This is a genomic window from Haemophilus parainfluenzae (genome assembly GCF_003252755.1).
In the GTDB taxonomy this organism is placed as follows: Bacteria; Pseudomonadota; Gammaproteobacteria; order Enterobacterales; family Pasteurellaceae; genus Haemophilus_D; species Haemophilus_D parainfluenzae_N.
Genome location: NZ_QEPT01000008.1, coordinates 1 through 20358 on the forward strand (window position 1 = coordinate 1; position 20358 = coordinate 20358).

Annotated in this window: 18 protein-coding genes and 1 rRNA gene; 8 read left to right on the forward strand and 11 right to left on the reverse strand. The window is 39.1% G+C overall.

Annotated features, from left to right (window positions below):
* Positions 1-107, reverse strand: a 16S ribosomal RNA gene (locus tag DPV95_RS08870); the annotation flags it as partial.
* 374 nt (positions 108-481) lie between these two features.
* Here DPV95_RS08870 and DPV95_RS08875 point away from each other — a divergent pair.
* Positions 482-1303 (forward strand): DUF5718 family protein, encoded by an 822-nt coding sequence (locus tag DPV95_RS08875; protein ID WP_049366793.1) that lies wholly within the window; start codon positions 482-484, stop codon positions 1301-1303.
* Between the two features lie 42 nt (positions 1304-1345).
* Here the strand turns inward: DPV95_RS08875 and birA are convergent, their stop codons facing one another.
* Positions 1346-2260: a bifunctional biotin--[acetyl-CoA-carboxylase] ligase/biotin operon repressor BirA gene (gene birA / locus DPV95_RS08880; protein WP_049366794.1), complete on the reverse strand. Its 915-nt coding sequence runs from the start codon at positions 2258-2260 to the stop codon at positions 1346-1348.
* A 133-nt stretch (positions 2261-2393) separates the two neighbouring features.
* Between birA and guaB the strand changes: the two genes are divergently transcribed.
* The 3 genes from guaB (at position 2394) to DPV95_RS08895 (ending at position 6535) form a co-directional block, all read left to right on the forward strand.
* Positions 2394-3857 (forward strand): IMP dehydrogenase, encoded by a 1464-nt coding sequence (gene guaB, locus DPV95_RS08885; RefSeq protein WP_049366795.1) that lies wholly within the window; start codon positions 2394-2396, stop codon positions 3855-3857.
* A gap of 109 nt (positions 3858-3966) precedes the next feature.
* Complete coding sequence (guaA, locus tag DPV95_RS08890) at positions 3967-5526, forward strand: glutamine-hydrolyzing GMP synthase (protein WP_111406969.1); 1560 nt, start codon at positions 3967-3969, stop codon at positions 5524-5526.
* 76 nt (positions 5527-5602) lie between these two features.
* Positions 5603-6535: an AEC family transporter gene (locus DPV95_RS08895; RefSeq protein WP_111406970.1), complete on the forward strand. Its 933-nt coding sequence runs from the start codon at positions 5603-5605 to the stop codon at positions 6533-6535.
* 21 nt (positions 6536-6556) lie between these two features.
* On the opposite strand, the gene DPV95_RS08900 is transcribed toward DPV95_RS08895, so the two are convergent.
* The 9 genes from DPV95_RS08900 to DPV95_RS08940 form a co-directional block, all read right to left on the reverse strand.
* Positions 6557-6802 (reverse strand): YgjV family protein, encoded by a 246-nt coding sequence (locus tag DPV95_RS08900; RefSeq protein WP_032822802.1) that lies wholly within the window; start codon positions 6800-6802, stop codon positions 6557-6559.
* A 121-nt stretch (positions 6803-6923) separates the two neighbouring features.
* Positions 6924-7253, reverse strand: coding sequence for a branched-chain amino acid transport AzlD family protein (locus tag DPV95_RS08905; protein ID WP_111406971.1), 330 nt, complete (start codon positions 7251-7253; stop codon positions 6924-6926).
* Entirely contained in the window at positions 7250-7975 is a 726-nt protein-coding gene (gene azlC, locus DPV95_RS08910) for an azaleucine resistance protein AzlC (protein ID WP_111406972.1), read from the reverse strand. Before azlC ends, DPV95_RS08905 begins: the two co-directional genes overlap by 4 nt.
* A 9-nt stretch (positions 7976-7984) precedes the next feature.
* Entirely contained in the window at positions 7985-8914 is a 930-nt protein-coding gene (locus tag DPV95_RS08915) for a LysR family transcriptional regulator (RefSeq protein ID WP_111406973.1), read from the reverse strand.
* 114 nt (positions 8915-9028) lie between these two features.
* Positions 9029-10984: a site-specific recombinase gene (locus DPV95_RS08920; RefSeq protein WP_111406974.1), complete on the reverse strand. Its 1956-nt coding sequence runs from the start codon at positions 10982-10984 to the stop codon at positions 9029-9031.
* A 144-nt stretch (positions 10985-11128) separates the two neighbouring features.
* Complete coding sequence (gene fbpC, locus DPV95_RS08925; protein ID WP_049366802.1) at positions 11129-12181, reverse strand: ferric ABC transporter ATP-binding protein; 1053 nt, start codon at positions 12179-12181, stop codon at positions 11129-11131.
* 24 nt (positions 12182-12205) lie between these two features.
* Entirely contained in the window at positions 12206-14263 is a 2058-nt protein-coding gene (locus DPV95_RS08930) for an ABC transporter permease (protein ID WP_049366803.1), read from the reverse strand.
* Positions 14264-14328: 65 nt separating this feature from the next.
* Positions 14329-15366 (reverse strand): ABC transporter substrate-binding protein, encoded by a 1038-nt coding sequence (locus DPV95_RS08935; protein ID WP_005696379.1) that lies wholly within the window; start codon positions 15364-15366, stop codon positions 14329-14331.
* A gap of 137 nt (positions 15367-15503) precedes the next feature.
* Positions 15504-16544 (reverse strand): ABC transporter substrate-binding protein, encoded by a 1041-nt coding sequence (locus DPV95_RS08940; protein ID WP_005697792.1) that lies wholly within the window; start codon positions 16542-16544, stop codon positions 15504-15506.
* 185 nt (positions 16545-16729) lie between these two features.
* On the opposite strand from DPV95_RS08940, the gene udk reads away from it, so the two are divergent.
* The 4 genes from udk to DPV95_RS08960 are packed head-to-tail and all read left to right on the forward strand — an operon-like array spanning position 16730 to position 20333.
* On the forward strand, positions 16730-17371 hold the full coding sequence (udk, locus tag DPV95_RS08945) for a uridine kinase (RefSeq protein WP_111406975.1): 642 nt from the start codon (positions 16730-16732) through the stop codon (positions 17369-17371).
* Positions 17372-17379: 8 nt separating this feature from the next.
* The gene (gene dcd, locus DPV95_RS08950) at positions 17380-17961 is read left to right on the forward strand and encodes a dCTP deaminase (protein WP_005696382.1); all 582 of its coding nucleotides are present in this window, start codon (positions 17380-17382) and stop codon (positions 17959-17961) included.
* A gap of 3 nt (positions 17962-17964) precedes the next feature.
* Positions 17965-19155: an AsmA-like C-terminal region-containing protein gene (locus DPV95_RS08955; protein ID WP_049366809.1), complete on the forward strand. Its 1191-nt coding sequence runs from the start codon at positions 17965-17967 to the stop codon at positions 19153-19155.
* On the forward strand, positions 19155-20333 hold the full coding sequence (locus DPV95_RS08960; RefSeq protein ID WP_049366810.1) for a sugar transporter: 1179 nt from the start codon (positions 19155-19157) through the stop codon (positions 20331-20333). The genes DPV95_RS08955 and DPV95_RS08960 overlap by 1 nt, the downstream gene beginning before the upstream one ends.
* The last annotated feature ends 25 nt before the right edge of the window (positions 20334-20358 follow it).

Consider the following 20358-nt stretch of genomic DNA (forward strand, 5'->3'; position numbering starts at 1 on the left):
CGCCACTCGTCATCAAAGAAGCAAGCTTCTTTATGTTACCGTTCGACTTGCATGTGTTAAGCCTGCCGCCAGCGTTCAATCTGAGCCATGATCAAACTCTTCAATTCAAGTTCAATCGCTCAATACTGCTGACATAAAATGTCACTACTTAAAAAGTATTATGAATTTCTAGTTAGCACCTATTAAGACTTCAAAATTAAAAAATATTTTTAAAACAAGTCAATCAACAAGTGCCCACACAGATTGTCTGATATATTGTTAAAGAGCAAAAAACAACGACGCACTGGTTTTGTTAAAGCTTCACAACAGCGCGTCGTTGTGTGGGGCGTATTATAGGACTTTTAGAATTCTTTGCAAGTGCTTTTTTACAAAAAAATTCAATTTTTTTCTTGTCTGATGATTTAATCATCAAAGTGAATTGTCTTTGTTCAATATTCAAGGTAAATTACCACCAAAGAGTAGGCATTTTAATGAGGTAGTTATGAATTTTGAGCAAATGATTGGTTTCGGTGTAGCAGGCAATTTCGCAGGACATTTAGAACAAGCCGGTGAAGCAGCTGATTTCACTCAAGTTAAGACAGAAAATGCCATTCAACCCAAAGCGATTTTCCCTTTTTATATACCAAGTGAAAAAGCGGGCTTTCTTTCTACCTATCCTTTAAGTCACAATCAAATTAATTTTCCACAAGGCGCAGATAATCTGCAAATTGAACCTGAAATTGCACTTATTTGTGAACTTATCTATAAAGGAAATCAAGTTGAGAAAATTATCCCGCGTTATTTTACAGCTTATAATGACTGCTCTATTCGTCGACCTAATGCGAAAAAAATCTGTGAAAAGAAAAACTGGGGCGCGACAAGTAAAGGTATTTCTTCCAAACTAATTCCACTTTCCTCTTTTGTTAAAGGAAGTGAAATTGATCAATATCATATCGCTTGCTTCCATAAACGCAATGACGAACTCAATACTTACGGCATTGACAGCCCCGCGATTGGTTATAGCTATTTCCACCAACAATTATTAGATTGGATCGTGGATAGAATGAACAATCAACCCGATGAAGGACCGATGAATCATATTGCCTCTTTATTAGAGCTAGCAAACTATCCGAAACAAGCTATTATTAGTATTGGCGCCACTCGTTATACCGAGTTCGGTGAAACGCATTTCTTACAACCTAATGATCTCAGCATTGTTGTCGTGTATAACGGTGAAAAATATTCTGCTGAGGAAATTGAGCAAATGGCAAAAAATGAAAAATTTGCAGACGACATTTCAGCGCTTATTCAGAAAGTAGTTTAGCATACATATAAAAAGTGCGGTTAATTTTGACCGCACTTTTATTTACTTCCTTCTTAAAGAAACTTCTCCAGCATTAAAATACCGATCGCCTTCATCAGTTATGACTTTCAAATAACCGCGTTTATCAATTCCCTGCTCTATACCTGAAATTGCGCCTTGTTCGGTAAAGATATTCACTTCATCACCAAAAAATTCATTATGGTTTATCCATTGTTGAATGAATTCCTCATCAATACCCTTTTCTTCAAATTGAGCTAATCGAGAATAAATGCGTTGAATCACTTTAACAAGGATCGTTTCACGATCTATATTTGGATCCTGTTCGGTTAGCTGCGCATACGGCTGACTAATTTCTGTCGATTGTGGCAATTTTACATTGATCCCAATACCAACCACTAAGTTTAGCAGACCATTCTTGTTATTAATGATTTCTACTAATATGCCACCTAGTTTTCGTCCCGAAAGCAAAATATCATTTGGCCATTTCACTTTCGCATTTAACGCTTCTGCAATGGCTAAACCAATCACTAAACTTAATCCATCTAATGCTTTTTTAGGATCGATAGTCCAATAAAAACTGAAAATTAACTGCCCTGCAAACGGTGAAAGCCATTGGCGACCACGACGTCCCCGCCCCGCTGTTTGATATTCTGCCAAACACAAATCACCTTTTTTTAATTGGTTAATTTGATTCGTTATAAATTCATTTGTTGAAGAAATAGTTCGATGATAATGCACGGAATAAGGGAAAAGTGCGGTCGAAATTGCTTGAAGATTTAACAAAGGCATTTCTGGCACTAACTGATAAACATCATTTTCTTCTTGAATATTCAATCCCGCTTCGCTCAATAATGCCATTTCCTGCGCCAATTCATTTGATGCAATATTTAAAAACGACATCAAATCTGACCGCACTTTAGGTTGGCAATCAGACAAACAATCCAATAACGATGGCATATTCATTCCTTCTCATAAAAACCTTGACAAATCTTACCATAAAAGCGAAAAAATTCATTTTCAACCACATGAAAAATCTGTATAATCCCAGCGCAATATTTTTTGACACAACTTTTAACAACGAGATATTGCCATGCTTAGAATCAAACAAGAAGCTCTGACTTTTGACGACGTTCTACTCGTCCCAGCTCATTCAACTGTTCTTCCGAATACTGCCAACCTCTCAACTCATCTCACCAAAGAAATTCGCTTAAATATTCCGATGCTTTCTGCTGCAATGGATACTGTCACAGAAACCAAATTAGCAATCTCTTTAGCACAAGAAGGCGGCATCGGCTTTATTCACAAAAATATGACGATCGAACGCCAAGCGGATCGTGTTCGTAAAGTGAAAAAATTCGAAAGTGGTATCGTTTCTGAACCAGTGACTGTTTCGCCAGACTTAACCCTTGCAGCACTTGCTGAAATGGTGAAGAAAAACGGCTTCGCAGGCTACCCTGTTGTAGACGGTGAAAATAACTTAATCGGTATCATTACTGGCCGCGACACGCGTTTCGTAAAAGATTTAAGCAAAACTGTTTCACAATTAATGACGAAAAAAGAAGACTTAGTCACCGTAAAAGAAGGTGCAAGCCGTGAAACGATTTTAGAATTAATGCATCAAAACCGCGTAGAGAAAGTACTTGTAGTAGATGATGCATTCAAATTAAAAGGCATGATCACCGTTAAAGACTTCCAAAAAGCGGAACAAAAACCAAATGCATGTAAAGATGAATTCGGTCGTTTACGTGTCGGTGCGGCTGTAGGTGCAGGCCCAGGTAACGAAGAACGTATTGATGCTTTAGTGAAAGCTGGCGTAGATGTGTTGTTAATCGACTCTTCTCACGGTCACTCTGAAGGTGTATTACAACGTGTTCGTGAAACGCGTGCAAAATATCCAAACTTACCTATCGTTGCGGGTAACGTCGCGACGGCTGAAGGTGCTATCGCACTTGCAGACGCAGGCGCAAGCGCAGTGAAAGTAGGTATTGGTCCTGGTTCTATTTGTACTACTCGTATCGTAACCGGTGTAGGTGTTCCACAAATCACCGCTATCGCAGATGCAGCGGCGGCATTAAAAGATCGTGGTATTCCAGTTATCGCCGACGGTGGTATTCGTTTCTCTGGTGATATTGCAAAAGCTATCGCAGCTGGTGCGAGCTGTGTAATGGTTGGTTCTATGTTCGCTGGTACTGAAGAAGCGCCAGGTGAAATCGAACTTTATCAAGGTCGTGCGTTTAAATCTTACCGTGGTATGGGTTCATTAGGCGCAATGGCGAAAGGATCATCAGACCGTTACTTCCAATCGGACAATGCAGCAGACAAACTCGTACCAGAAGGCATCGAAGGCCGTATTCCATACAAAGGTTACTTAAAAGAAATCATCCACCAACAAATGGGTGGCTTGCGTTCTTGCATGGGCTTAACTGGCTGCGCAACTATCGAAGAATTACGCACGAAAGCAGAATTCGTTCGCATCAGTGGTGCAGGTATTAAAGAAAGCCATGTTCACGATGTAACCATTACCAAAGAAGCACCAAACTATCGTATGGGCTAATCCGTAAGGTGGCTTTAGTCCACCTTTTGTTGTTTTAAAGTGCGGTTGATTTTTGTAAAGCTTTGGAGAAAATTGACCGTCTACACTATTAATAATAAGAGCATTATAAATGACAAACATCCACAATCATAAAATCCTGATCCTCGACTTCGGTTCACAATATACTCAACTGATTGCACGTCGTGTGCGTGAAATCGGTGTGTACTGCGAACTTTGGGCGTGGGATGTGACTGAAGAACAAATCCGTGAATTTAATCCAGACGGTATCATTCTTTCTGGAGGTCCAGAAAGTACTACTGAAGAAAATAGCCCACGTGCACCAGAATATGTATTTAACGCAGGAGTGCCGGTATTGGGTATTTGTTACGGTATGCAAACCATGGCGATGCAACTTGGTGGTCTAACTGAAACCTCTGATCATCGTGAGTTCGGCTATGCCTCCGTTTTAATGGATAATCCGACCGCACTTTTCGCTCATTTAAATGATGGCGATAGCAGATTGGATGTATGGATGAGTCATGGCGATAAAGTAACGCGCTTACCAGAAAACTTCCAAGTTACCGGTACAACTCCAACCTGCCCAATTGCCGCGATGTCTGATGAAAACCGTCGTTTCTACGGCGTACAATTCCACCCTGAAGTAACCCATACTAAAAAAGGTTTGGAATTATTAATGAATTTCGTCGTAAACATTTGTGGTTGCGAAACCAAATGGACAGCAGAAAACATTATCGAAGATGCCGTTGCTCGTATTAAAGAGCAAGTGGGTAACGATGAAGTGATTCTAGGTTTATCTGGTGGTGTTGACTCTTCTGTGGTTGCATTACTTTTACATCGTGCTATTGGTAAAAACTTACACTGTGTATTCGTGGATAACGGCTTACTTCGCTTGCACGAAGGCGATCAAGTCATGGAAATGTTCGGTGATAAATTTGGTTTAAATATTACCCGTGTTGATGCGGAAAGCCGTTTCTTAGGCGAACTTGCAGGCGTATCAGATCCTGAAGCAAAACGTAAAATTATCGGTAAAGTGTTCGTAGATGTATTCGATGATGAATCGAAAAAACTCACTAATGTGAAATGGTTGGCACAAGGTACGATCTACCCTGACGTGATCGAATCTGCAGCAAGCAAAACCGGTAAAGCGCATGTGATTAAATCACACCACAATGTAGGTGGCTTACCAGACTATATGAAACTTGGCTTAGTTGAACCGTTACGCGAGTTATTTAAAGACGAAGTACGTAAAATCGGTTTAGCATTAGGCTTACCGGCTGAAATGATCAATCGCCACCCATTCCCTGGCCCGGGTTTAGGCGTACGTGTATTAGGTGAAGTGAAAAAAGAATACTGTGATTTATTACGCCGCGCGGATGCGATCTTTATCGAAGAATTACGCAACAGCGGTTGGTATGAAAAAACCAGTCAAGCTTTCAGCGTATTCTTACCTGTGAAATCTGTAGGTGTGATGGGCGATGGTCGTAAATACGATTGGGTTATTTCACTACGTGCGGTAGAAACCATCGACTTTATGACCGCACATTGGGCTCATTTACCTTATGATTTATTAGGCAAAGTATCTAATCGTATCATTAACGAAGTGAACGGCATTTCCCGCGTCGTGTATGACATCAGCGGAAAACCACCAGCAACGATAGAATGGGAATAATATCAATCAATTTAAAGGGCAAATTATTTGCCCTTTTCTTCTTTCATAGCACTAATTTCTCTCATCAATATTCACTATGGACATCGCATTTTTACTCGGTACTAAAATTATTGAACTAACACTTATTGTGCTTATCGGCTATGGGTTGGTTAAATCAAAATTATTAAAATCTGAAGATAGCAAGCCACTTTCTATTATTGGGCTTTATGTCATCAGTCCTGCGGTGATGATTGAAGCATTTCAAATTGATTACACACCTGAAATTCTACAAGGTTTGCAGCTTTCACTACTTATGGCCGTATTTCTTCAGAGTATTCTGATTATTATTGGCAGTCTGTTAAAGCGCTTATTAAACCTTGATCCTATTGAGCATGCCACTTCCATTTATTCTAATTCTGGCAACTTAATTATTCCAATTGTGATGTCGCTATTTGGTAAAGAATGGGTCATTTACGCCAGCTGTTTTATTGTGGTACAAACCTTTCTATTTTGGACGCATTGCCGCTTGATTATTGTAGGAAAAGGAAATTTATCCTTGAAGATGATTGCTAAAAACATCAATATTTGGTCAATTCTCGTCGGAGCATTTTTGTTTGCTTTTCAAATTAAGTTGCCAAATATTATCAATGGCACGCTCTCTTCCATTGGTTTGTTTATTGGTCCAAACGCCATGCTTGTTGCGGGCATGTTAATTGCCGCAATTCCATTAAAAAGCATTGTTTCATCTAAGCGCATTTATTTAGTCACACTATTGCGCTTGTTGGTTATTCCGTTTGTATTGTTGATATTAATAAAGCTCATTGGCTTTGTACATTGGGTTGAGAAAGGTGAGATTATCGTGTTGATTAGCTTTTTGGCTACCACTAGCCCTTCAGCTTCAACAGTGACACAAATGGCGGTGATTTATAACAACAACCCACAAAAAGCCAGCGCCATTTATGGAATAACGACGCTGCTTTGTATGTTTACTATGCCTCTGGTGATTGCCTTATATCAAATATGGGGGTAAATCGTGGAAAAGTGCGGTCAATTATTTAAGCACTTTTGATGCTGGCTGCTCTTTTTTTAAACGATAAAGTTGATATAAATTAACGAAAACTAAGAAGGCGTTTAGAAGCGCAACTGGATAAGATTTGATGATTAAACTGTAAACGACAAAAAGTACCGCTCCAATTGCATTAACAACTCTCAAGTGAACAATGGATTTGAATAAAAAAGACACGGCCACAAAGAATGTTGCCAAATAACCTAATAACTCAATGAAATTAAATTCCATAAATCTCTCCGTTAACAATGATTGAGGCGCCATCATAAAAGATTTTGGAATTGAGGAAAAGAGGCGAAATAAAGGCAACCGATTGCAATATCAAGAAATTTTTATTTCGCTCAAAATTCGCTTAGATAAAGATTTTTTGCACTAAAAACATATAAAAAATTGTGCCTGCCGAGATAGAAAGAAACATGTTCTTTTTCCAGAAATGCAATCCCAATACCAAAGCACCCGCTATAAAATCTGGCAAGCCATGATAACCACTCAACACATCCACATTTTTATAGCAATACACCACTAACATCCCAAACATCGCCGCAGGCAATACTTTGCCAAGGTAACGAACATATTCTGGAATTTGGCGATTTGCGGGAAAGATCCAGAAAGGCAATAATCGGGTAAATTGCACGCACAGAATACAAATCACAATGGTGATAATTTGCTCCATCAATGTCATTTTAATGCCTCCAATTTAGATGAAAGTTTAGGCCGCCTTACAGTTAACAGAATCCAAATACTAATGAGTGTTGGCACTAAAAAATGCTCTTTTCCAACAATTAATAGCGATGCAAAAGCCACACTTAAACCTAATAATGAACTTTCATGAGATTTTTCTTTGAGCCAGTTTTCAGCAAAAATCACGAGGAAAAGTGCAGTCATACCAAACTCTACCCCTTTTAAATCAAAAGGGATAATTGAACCAAATAGGTTACCTAATCCTGCTCCAACAACCCAATAAAGATGGAGATAAAAACTGACAAAGAACATGTACCAGCCTTTATCTAAATGATCAGGAATCTTTGCCATATAGTTCAGAGAAAAACTTTCATCTACAAGAGTACTAATTAAATACCAACGTTTTTTCCCGAGTTGAACCCCATATTTTTCTAACATGGAAATGCCATAAAAAATCTGGCGACCACTTACCATCAGTGTCACCAATGCAACACTTAAAGGCGAAAAAGGCATAACTAGTGCTGCAGCCGCAATAAATTCAACGGAGCCTGCATAAATAAGTGCAGCCATTGCAACGGGAAACCAAACACCGAATCCAAGTGCTTTCATGTAAATGCCGTATGCTATGCCTAAAAATAAAAAACCGGCAAGCATTGGCATACTGTAAGGAAATGCCGCTTTTGCCGCGGCTTTGATGGGATTTTCTGTCACTACTTCTGACATATTGACCTACTACAACTCTAAAACAGACAAACCAGGTAAGGTCGAAAAGCTTTGCGTTTTAACTGTTTGATGGAAATCTTCGATATAAGCTAAATTCACATCTTCTTTACGAATCGCCGCATAAAGGTTGCTGTACAATCCTTCTTCTGTAATTTTACGTGCCACCACATACCCTTTCTCTAAATAAGGTAATGCCGCCCAATAAGGTACAGTAGCAATGCCACGACGACTCGCTACTAACTGGATCAAAGCGATCGTTAGCTCTGTTGTACGACGAGGTGGATTAATACCTTTCGGTTTCAATACTTGACGATATAAATCCAACATATCATCTGGCACAGGATAAGTTACCCAAGTTTCTTCAGCAAAATCTTCCGCCTGCCAAACCTCTTTATTGGCTAATGGATGATCTTTAGAGCAAATGCCCACCATTTCATAAGAAAACAACGGCTTAAACAAAACATCACTATTTTGTTCAACTTCTGACACGATTGCCCAATCTGCACGATGAGATAACAATAATCCAACCGGATCAGTGTGGAAACCTGAGACAATATCCAACTCCACCAAGCTCCAGTGTTGACGAAATTCATCCATTGCCGGCATTAACCAGTCGAAACAGGTATGACACTCTACTGCAATTCGTAATTGCCCTGCATCACCGTGTTTTACGCGTGCAAGCTCACGTTCTGCATCAACCACTTTCGGAAGAATTTCATTGGCAAGACGAATCAAGCGATCGCCTGCGGCTGTAAAACGCAATGGGTTACTTTTACGCTCAAAAAGAGGTAAACCGAATTGCTCTTCCATTAACTTAATTTGGTGAGAGAGTGCTGATTGTGTTAAATACACACGTTTTGCCGCCATCGAAACGCTGCCCGTTTCCTTCAAAGCAAGCAAGGTTCTTAGGTGACGAAGTTCAAGAAATGTTTGTTTCATTAGAATAATTCATAAAGTTATCGAGTTAGATGAGCAACATGATAACGCAAATTAAATTTGTCGAAAAGAAAGTGCGGTCAAAAACGTTGATATTTTTGACCGCACTTAAGCCGATTATTTATCTAATTGAACAGGAAGAAATAAGCTTAATGGACGTTTTTTCACAATTTGACAAACTTCATGCCAAATTGGCCACCAGCTATCAATTTCCGCATTCAAAGAACGCAATGCCACCCAAAGCGTTAATGAAAAACTGACAATTAAATTAACCAAACCAATCAACAATACAAAACCAATGCATTGTAAAAGCAATGAATAGGTGAAATGTCCGCTCACTGCAATATAACCGACATTCGCAGATGAAAATGCCACATGACGAATATCTAACGGAAAATGCGTTAAGTAACCCACTACACCGGTAATCCCAAGCAACATACCAAAGCAAAGATTACCAATAAGCGATCCATAATTTTCATGCATATAATTAGCAAATTTAACGCGAGTCTTTTCAGATATTAGTTTTTTCAATAACGGATGTTGGGTTAAACGCATGCGCATATTCAAATAATTGCTTCGGTTATCAAAATAGCCCGAAATAATCCCTGAGCAAAATAACCATACACCTGCAATGGCTGCAAACCATAAGGTTCCCGCAAAAGGATCAATGCTATGCAACTGATAAGCTATTTGATCAGCATTCATCAACGGCTCACCTGTTTTATATTGGTAACCAAACGCAATCAATGCGGCTAAGCTCATCGCAATGAGCACATTACCTAGCACAGCAATACTTTGAGAACGAAATACATCCACTAATAATTGGGCTAATTTCATATTGACGGTTTTCCCTTGAGGCGTTTTCTCAACAGCCTCAGCAAAACGGGCTGCAGTCATAGCTGGCTGTTTGGTTGCAACCGTGAAATGCAGCATAAAGATCACCATGAAACCTAAGCCGTAATTTAAGCCTTCTGCAATGCCTTTCCAGACTTTGTCATCAATAATGCTACCTAGATAGATTTTAAATAGCGCCATCAGTGCAATTAATACACCACCACCTGCCGCAGAATAAAACATTGCCCAATACTCTTTTTTATCTCGCGTAATGTAGTGCTCGCCGTGGTCGCCCGCATTTTGGGTAATGCTACGTGAGATTAATCTTGAGCTTTGTTTCCATAATCGGGTGATGCTATGTTTTTCTGCTGCTGCACGGGCAAAACAGCCGGTTAATAACAATATTCGGCGTGGTAAATAGCGATTTGAAACAAAAATCGCCATCAAGGTTTCCAATCGCTCTAAGGTCTGAGAAAGACGCTCCAATAAATACGCTGTATTTAAGGAAGATCCCACCACTGCCCCGCGTTTTTGCAAACGCTCAACCAATTTTTTACATTGGCTAAACATTACCTGTAAATGGCTATCATCAAAAACAGTTGATTGGCGGCGTGCCTGTAACCAATTCACCACTTCATGGTGCAATGCCACAAAAGGGGAATCAGCATTCAACAGAGAGGGTTCCATTCGCATCAGCTCAGGATCCATATCTTCAGCTGCAATCCAAATTGAAAGCATCTCTATGGCAAATAGCCCTTCACTTTCAATATGATTTTTTAAACGTTCCCGATCTTTTTGTTCTGTATAACGGGTTAAAACGCCAAATACGCCTCGCCACGTTTTTAATGGGACGGCATCAATCCAGCGCGCATCATTTTTATCGCTAAACAATAAATAAAAAATATCACGTAAATCATTAATATCTTTAAAAGAGGGGTTAAAACGCTCATAAATACGCGTTTTCATTTCCTGTCCAAAACCGCCACGTGTAAGAATACCGCTGCTAATAAACAAGGGATAAAGACGTAAACCACATAACCAACCACATAATAATTTCGAAACAGAACAGCCTAATTCTTTGTCGTTCTTTAAGATAAACTTAAATAAATGTAAGGTTGGAGAAATTTTTTCTGTAGGGCTACTACGCAATAATTGACACAGCCCTTCCACAAGACCAAAGGCATCATTTTTCTCGACTTTATTACGCAAAAATTGCGGTAAAGTATCAGGTTTTATCATGCTTTCCTCCTTCAATCGTTTATATTCAAAGAGTAAAGATTATACAGATCTGTTAGGAAAAATAAAATGAAAGGAAAAGTGCGGTCAATTTTGAAAGGATTTTAAAAGAAAAGGCGTATGCTTCCATACGCCTTTGAATTGATATTATTTCTCTTTCTTCAACAAGAAAATACCTTGTTCAGAGAAGTTCACATAAGCTTGTTTGAGATCAGCATTAAAGTCTTCTGGTTTGGTATTAATGAGCAATTCTTTGCCTGCCCAAATTGCCACCACTTCCCAGTGGTTACCCATATAGACTGCACTCTTGATTTCACATCGTTGTGCTGCCTCGCCTTCTGCTTTTAAGTAAATCGCTTCAGGACGAACGCCCACTAAGCATTCACCATCCGGTAAATTGAATTGCGCCGCATTGCTTAATGGTAATTTATAACCATTCACGTCAATGGTGTTATTTTCTAATTTACCTTCAAAGATGCTTGATTCTCCCATGAAGTTTGCAAGAAATAAAGAATTTGGACGCAAATAAAGCTCTTTTGCTGGCGCTTTTTGCATGATTTTACCTTTATTCATCACAATAACTTCATCAGATACCGCAAATGCTTCAGTTTGGTCATGAGTCACATAAAGTGAGGTAATACCTAAACTTTGTTGTAGTTCACGGATTTTTTCACGCATGGAACGACGTAAGTTTGCATCCAAGTTACTTAATGGTTCATCAAAAAGTAATACTTTTGGTTTTAACACTAACGCACGTGCTAATGCCACACGTTGTTGTTGACCACCCGAAATTTGATCCACGAAACGATCTTCGAAACCCGCTAAGTCAACTAACTCTAACGCTTCTTTTACACGTTTAGCACGTTCTTCTTTGCTCACTCCTTGCATACGTAAACCATAGCCTACGTTATCACCGATACTCATGTGTGGGAATAACGCATAAGATTGGAATACGATACAAATATCACGATTTTGAATGGATGATTTGGTTACATCTTCACCATCAATAAAAATTTGACCTGAAGTTGGGTTTTCTAAACCTGCCACTAAACGTAACACAGTGGTTTTACCACAACCGGATGGCCCTAATAAGGTCACCATGGTGCCACGTTTAATGGTTAAATCTAAATTATCAATGACTGTGGATTTACCAAAAGATTTAGTGATATTTTTTAATACTAAGAAATCATTATTACTCATAATATTTACCTACAACTTAACGAGTTAATTCATTTTTTTCGCTTTAGAACGGGAAATTCGGGTATCACCCACAATCCAGTCAAAGAATAAAATAATGGCCATCATCACGATGATTAAAATCGAACCGTATGCGATAGCAACACCATATTCACCATCTTCTACACGGTTTAAAATATAGGCTGTTGCCACGCGTGTATCAGCGGTGACTAAGAAGATAATCGCACTTACGGTGGTCATCGCACGAACAAAGCTGGTAACCAATGCAGAAAGTAACGCTGGTTTTAACAATGGTAAAACGATAAACCATAATGTTTTCCATGAGCTACCTTTTAAAGAAAGAGATGCTTCATCGAGTGATTTATCTAATTGACCAAGACCTGCAATCGCTGCACGCATACCGATTGGTAAATCACGCATTACCATTGAAATGATCACGATAATGCTGGTGCCTGTAATGTAAAGTGGCGCATTGTTAAAGGCTAAAATATAAGATACCCCTGCAACAGTTCCTGGTACGGCGAAGCAAAGCATGGTTAAGAACTCAAGAGATTTTTTACCTTGGAAATCTTTACGCACCACAATATACGCAATTAATAAACCGAAAAGTGCGGTCAATGGTGCGGCAATTCCTGCGTAAATTAAGGTATTAATCAATGATGGCCATGCCCCATCGCTTAAGCCTTGTCCGAATAACATCGCATAGTTTTTCAAGGTTAAGGTGTAATCCACACCCCAGTTTACTGTGAAACTACCGTAGAAAATACTGCCGTATAACGCTAAGTTAAAGAGTACCCAGAAGCCAAGCATACCGATGATGGTGTATTTCAAGCCAGTTGGTAAATCTTGCACGTCACCACGATAGGATTTGCCTGAAACGGTCACATAAGAACGGTTACCAATCCAAATATATTGGATGATAAATACGGCTAATGAGAAGATTAAAAGCATCGAACCTAAAGTACTTGCTGACGCATAATCTAATTGTGAGCCTGCAATATAGAAGTAGATTTGTGTCGCGATTACGTCAAAGCTACCCCCCAATACTAACGGGTTACTAAAGTCCGCTAAGGATTGGATAAACACGATTAAGAATGAGTTTGCCAATGCCGGACGTAGTAATGGGAAAATGATATTGAAGAATGTTTGGTAACGATTTGCACGCAAGGTGTAAGATGCTTCTTCAATTGACGGGTGAACAGATTTTAATGCCCCATCTAAAATCATGAATGAAATCGGCGCAAAAGCCAGAATCTGTGCAATCGCAATCCCGTTGAACCCGTATAACCAGTTATGGTTCTCAAATCCAAATGTTGAGGATAAGAACTCAGTTACATAACCTGAACGGCCAAGCATCAATGTTACCCCTAAACCCACAACAAACGGTGGTGTGACGATTGGTAAAATAGAGAAAATTTTACCAATGAATGCCGTTCTACGTGCAATACGGGTAGTATAAAGCGCAAATGCCAAACCGAAAATGGTTGATACGATACCTACAAAGCCCGATAAGAATAACGAGTTACTAATAACACGTACAATGTAGCTTTGAGTCAAAATTCGCATCACTTGTTGTGGTGCAAAAGTCTCACCGTCATAGAACATGGAGACAAAGATCGCCAATGTTGGATAAACGATGAAGAAGAAAATTAATAAGATAATGCAAAGCAAAGAGGCAATAATAAATTTATCCCCTTGCATTACCTGCAATTTTGCAAAAGAAAACGTCGCCAATGCGGTTAAACTCGCAATTAATACAATCACAGAGTATCCTAGGCTGACTTTATAAATGGTCGCACTGACGAAGATAAACAACGTCGCAGCGGCAATAAGATAAAGTTCCACTTTCGCTTGCGTAGCCCTCGGTAATTTAAGATAAGGTACTAAACCGTATAAAAGAATCGGTAAAAACCATAAGACCGTAATATTTAACGAAGACCAACCCATTGCATCATAATATTCATCACTAGTACTCTCAAACAAGCCGTAATCTAATGCATGAGAAGGAAGAAGAAGAAATGCAATCACTGCAAGAATTATCCAAAAATTGGCTGATTGGATAATAGGACGTTTATTTGCGTTCATACAACCTCGCATAAAAGAAAAAAGCGAAATAATACAATAGCTATTATTTCGCTATGTATACATCATTATTTTGCTAATTTAACATCATCAACCCATTTTGTGATCAAACGTTTACGTAAATCACTTGAGCCGTATTTGTCAAAATCATAATTAATTAAATTGATGGATTTAAAATCAAGCGCATAAGGCGATTGCTCAGCGGTACTATTGGTTAAAATAGAATATGCTTCCCCTTTTTTCCAGGTTAACTCTTGCGCTTCTTTTGATAATGCCCAATCCACAAATAATTTCGCATTTTCAAGGTTTCTTGCACCTTTAATAATGCTCACGCCACCAATTTCATAGCCTGTACCTTCGCAAGGAACAACTAATTCAACTGGTGCGCCTTTTGCTTTCTCTAAAGAATATTCATGTAAAAAACCAATTCCGATTGCGGTTTCACCACGCGCTGTATTACGGGTTGCGGTGTTACCGGATTTGGTATATTGGGAAACGTTTTTATTGAGTTCTTTGAGATATTTGAATGCTTCATCCTCGCCCCAAAGTTGGATATAGGTGGCTAATTGTGTATAACCTGTTCCAGAACTTTGTGGATCAGCTGCTTGGATCTCATTACGGTACGCAGGATCGGCTAGATCTTTCCAACATTTTGGTGTCGGCAAATTGAGTTTTTTCAAACGTTCTGGGTTAATACCGAAGCCTAATACACCGAGATAAATCGCGGAGGAATAGTTGCCTTTAATTTTAGCTGGGTCTCTAAACTGTTCAGGAATTTGTGCAAGATTTGGTGACTTATACGCTTCAAGTAAGCCCATTTCACCCGCTTGAGAATGCGGATCAAGCGTACCGCCATACCACACATCCCCTTGAGGGTTGTCTTTCTCAGCATCAATTTTGGCTAAAATTGTGCCTGTACCACCACGGATAAAACTAGTTTTGATTCCGTATTTTTTCTCAAAAGCCATGGTTTCTTGCTCGCACATCGTATTTTGTGCACTACAATAAACCACTAAACGACCTTCTGCAGCAGATGCGTGAGAGCTTAGCAACACGCCACCAAATACAACACCAGAAAGTGCTAAAGCAACGTTAGACATTTTCATTGGTCCACTCCTGTGTTTATAAAATAAGATAAGCTAATACGCTCATCGTAGAAACCCACGTAAAAATCTATCTAGTGGGGCTAAAATGGTAAAAGTGCGGTCAAAAAATCTCATGTTTTTCAACCGCACTTTAAACATTATTTCGCTAATTTAACGTCTTGAACCCATTTTTCAATTAAGGCTTTGCGTTGTTCGGTTGCACCGTATTTTTCAAAGTCATAATTGATGAGGTTAAGTTTATTTGGATCAAACGCAGTTGGTGATTGTTCCGCTGTGGTGTTAGTTAAGATTTGTAAAGAGTCACCTTGTTTCCACGCTAACTCTTGACCTTCTTTAGATAATGCCCAATCCACGAATAATTTTGCGTTATCGATGTTACGCGCACCTTTTAAGATACTTACGCCACCTAACTCGTAGCCCGTACCTTCACAAGGTACCACTAATTCCAACGGCGCACCTTGACGTTTTTCAAGTGCGTAATCGTGTAAGAAACCGATACCTACCGCAGTTTCACCACGTGCCGCATTACGAGATGGAGTGACACCTGATTTGGTGTATTGCGATACGTTTGGATGTAATGCTTTTAAGAAATCAAAGGCTTTTTCTTCGCCCCAAAGTTGAACGAAAGTAGCCAACGCAGTGTATGCTGTACCTGCACTTTGTGGGTCAGCAATTTGCACTTCGCCTTTTAAGCGAGGATCAGTTAAATCTTTCCAGCATTTTGGTACTTCTTTAATACCTAATTTTGCTAAACGCTCGGTATTCACACCAAAACCTAAGATACCCATGTAAATAGCGGATACATAATGTCCTTTGGTTTTCGCTGGATCACGGAAACGTTCAACAATTTCATCAATGTGTTTAGATTTATAAGGTTCGATTAAACCCAACTCTGCCGCTTGAGCTTGAGGGTCGAATGTACCACCAAACCAAACGTCTGCTTGAGGGTTATTTTTTTCCGCTTCAACTTTTGCAAACGTACTGCCTGAACCGTTGCGAATGAATGAAGTTTTCACATCATATTTTTCGCCAAACGCTTTGGTTGTCGTTTCACAAAGAATGTTAGTCGCACTACAATACACCACTAAACGCCCTTGAGCATTAACGGCTGATGATGTCATGAAGCCTGCTGCTAAAAGTGCGGTTGAAATGGAGAGAGAAATTTTATTCATTTTCATCGTACACTCCTCATAAATAACACTGATGAAATAATAAAAACGAGCACATCGTAAGCGAAAACGAAAAAAAATTCCGTGAACTACTTCACAAATTTAAAAAATTTAAATAAAAAAGAAAGATGAATTTAAACTGATTTTTCTTTATAATCCCCATAATTTTTACCTTCCGTTTTTGAGGACGTTCCATGTCAAACTCATCTTGTATTATCATCGCCATCACGGGTGCATCCGCTTCAGGCAAAAGCTCCATTGCTTCCACCGTTCATAAAGAACTTTGCAACGACTTAGGTTGTGAAGAAATTGGGATTATTGCTGAAGACAGCTACTATAAAGATCAAAGCCATTTAGAGATGAGTGAGCGAGTAAAAACCAACTATGACCACCCGAGTTCAATGGACAGAGATTTACTTATTCAACACTTAAAAGACTTAAAAAACGGAACTGCTGTGGATGTTCCTGTCTACAGTTATGTTGAGCATACCAGAACAGGCGAAACCAAACACTTCACCCCGAAAAAAATTGTTATTTTAGAAGGCATCTTATTGCTTACTGATGAGCGAGTTCGCCAATTAGCCGATATTTCTGTGTTCGTGGATACGCCATTAGACATTTGTTTTATCCGTCGTTTACAACGTGATATGGAAGAACGTGGTCGTTCATTACAATCTGTGATTGATCAATATCGTGCAACTGTGCGCCCAATGTTTATGCAATTTATCGAACCATCAAAACAATATGCGGATATCGTGATTCCGCGCGGTGGTAAAAACCGTATTGCGATTAATATGTTAAAAGCTCAAATTCTTCATTTATTAAACCAAAAATAGGAAAAATCATGCGTCTTTGCGATACCGATATCGAACGCTATCTAGATGATGGCATTATTTCTTTAACGCCTCGTCCTGAAAATGACAAAATCAATGGGGCAACCATTGATGTGCGTTTAGGCAATTCATTTCGCGTATTTCGTGAACATTCCGCACCTTATATTGATTTAAGTGGCCCGAAAGAAGAAGTCTCTGCTCAACTTGAATCAGTAATGAGTGACGAAATTATTATCGGTGATGATGAAGCCTTCTTCTTACATCCTGGTATGTTGGCATTAGCAACCACATTGGAGTCAGTGAAACTCCCTGCCAATATTATCGGTTGGCTAGATGGTCGTTCTTCACTTGCTCGTTTAGGTTTAATGGTACATGTAACCGCACATCGTATCGATCCAGGTTGGGAAGGCAAAATTGTGTTGGAATTCTATAACTCCGGCAAATTACCTTTAGCATTACGTCCTAATATGGTGATTGGTGCTTTAAGTTTTGAAGTATTAAGTGGCCCGGCAGCACGCCCTTACACCAGCCGTAAAGATGCGAAATATAAACATCAGCAAAATGCGGTAGCGAGCCGAATTAATGAGGATTAATCAATGAAAAAGATCGCAATTAGCCTGTTGATCGTGCTGTTTGCGATCTTTGCTTTTTTTTATTCACAAATTCAAAAACTGGAAACAGTGATTACTACCGCACTAGCTCAGCATGAAACTACCTTCCAAGAGTTTAATATGGGCATTTTCCCTGAGCCGTATATTTCCTTTGACAAAGTTCAACATAATCAAATAAGTATTGAAAAAATAACTGGAAAATTTTCTCTGCCATCATTAGTTTTGGGTAATGCTCAACTGCAAGAATTAGTTGCTCAAAATATCAAGTTATCCCCAAAGGCACAAAACTCAGCAAATGTTCAAGTGCATTTCAACGGTTTCCCACTTAATTATATTACTAGTGATGATATTCCATTTAGCACAACAACTCTCATTACTGTTGAACTAGCAAAACCACTTTATGGCAGTAATAGAATCTTTAATTTTCGTTTTATCAAAGGTCATGTTACCCTCCGTCGGGAAAGTGAATCACTTATTCAATTTGATCATGTTCAATTCAATCAGCAAGACCTGGGCTATATTGAAATTCATACAGATTTAACAAAGCCACAGAAACGTGCCATTGCTTACATTAAGCCTAGATGCACCACAAATTGTCTTGCTGTACTCAAATTTGATAGCTATCTACAAAAAAGTGCGGTCAATTTTTCTGGTAAAAATTTTCCTTTAACTCAGTTGTTAGCTTTACTTAATTTCCCGCAAACCATGACAGGTACGAGTGATTTTAACACTCAATTAGCCTTTACAAACTCAGAATTAATCGAAGGGAAATTTGATTTTAATGCGCGTGATGGCGAGCTTTTAGGATTGAATTTATTAGATATGGCGGCACAGTATTTACCAATTAATTACAACAGTGATTTAACTGCCAGTAGAAATATGAATACACCTTACGAACGTTTTGAATCACATCTTTCGTTCGAAAACCACTTACTAAAAGTAGATAAAATAAGCTTAAAAACAACCGCACTTTTAGGTGAAGGTTCTGGAGCCATTGATTTAGATAATGTACAATGTGACATCAATTTAACTTTAAGATCAACTAACGAAAAATACAAAAAACTCGCATTACCTATTCGCTTTTTCGATAGCTGCTATGCACCACAATACAAGTTAAATATTGATAAAAATTTCCGTCATCAACTTAAGGAATTAATTAAAGAGAAATTAAAATAATGTCGTTTTATCAGAAAGCAGAAAGAACCCAATATTGGCGCGTAGTTATCATGGCTTGCGCCGCTTTTATTTTTAATACCACGGAATTTGTACCCGTTGCTTTACTCACTGACATCGGACAAAGTTTTGATATGCAAACCTCTGATGTCGGCTTAATGATGACCGTTTATGCGTGGACAGTTCTCATCATGTCCCTGCCTGCAATGCTTGCCACAGGAAAAATGGAACGTAAAAGTTTACTGGTTAGGCTTTTCATCATTTTTATCATCGGGCATATTATCTCGGTAATTGCATGGAATTATTGGATTCTTCTTATTGCCCGTATGTGTATCGCGGTGGCCCATTCCGTATTCTGGTCAATCACCGCCTCTTTAGTGATGCGCGTTGCGCCTAAAAATAAAAAGACACAAGCCATTGGTATGTTAGCCATTGGTACATCATTGGCCACAATTCTAGGTTTGCCATTAGGACGCTTAGTTGGTCAACTTGTAGGATGGCGCATTACCTTTGCCATTATTGGTGTATTAGCTTTAGTCACAATGCTCTTAATCATTCGCTTATTACCAACGCTACCAAGTAAAAATGCAGGTTCCGTTGCAAGTTTGCCTATTTTAGCTAAACGTCCACTATTAATTGGACTTTATGCAACCACGGTAATTATTGTTTCGGCCCACTTTACAGCCTATACCTACATCGAGCCATTTATGATTCAAATCGGGCAAATGGATCCTAATCTAGCTACCATGATTCTCTTGGTCTTTGGTATTTCAGGTGTGACAGCGAGTGTGATTTTTAACCGATTATACCGTTTAGGCGCCACACAATTTATTATCCATGCAATTCTGTTATTAGCTATTTCCTTAGGCTTTATGCTTACTTCGGCTGGCTATACCGCAACAATGTTTGCCTTAGCCTTTATTTGGGGGATAGGAATTTCTTGTATTGGACTCGCATTACAAATGCGCGTGTTGCAACTTGCACCCGATGCAACAGACGTAGCGAGTGCCATTTATTCAGGTATTTTTAATGCAGGTATTGGTGCAGGCGCACTATTTGGTAATCAAATCGCTCGTCACATTGGTATTGAATATATAGGCTTTAGTGGCGCAGCATTAGCTATAATTGCACTCGGCATTTTTGTCTTCTTTAATTTCCGCTATCGCACTCAAAACGCCTAAAAAAATGACCGCACTTACTTAAGTG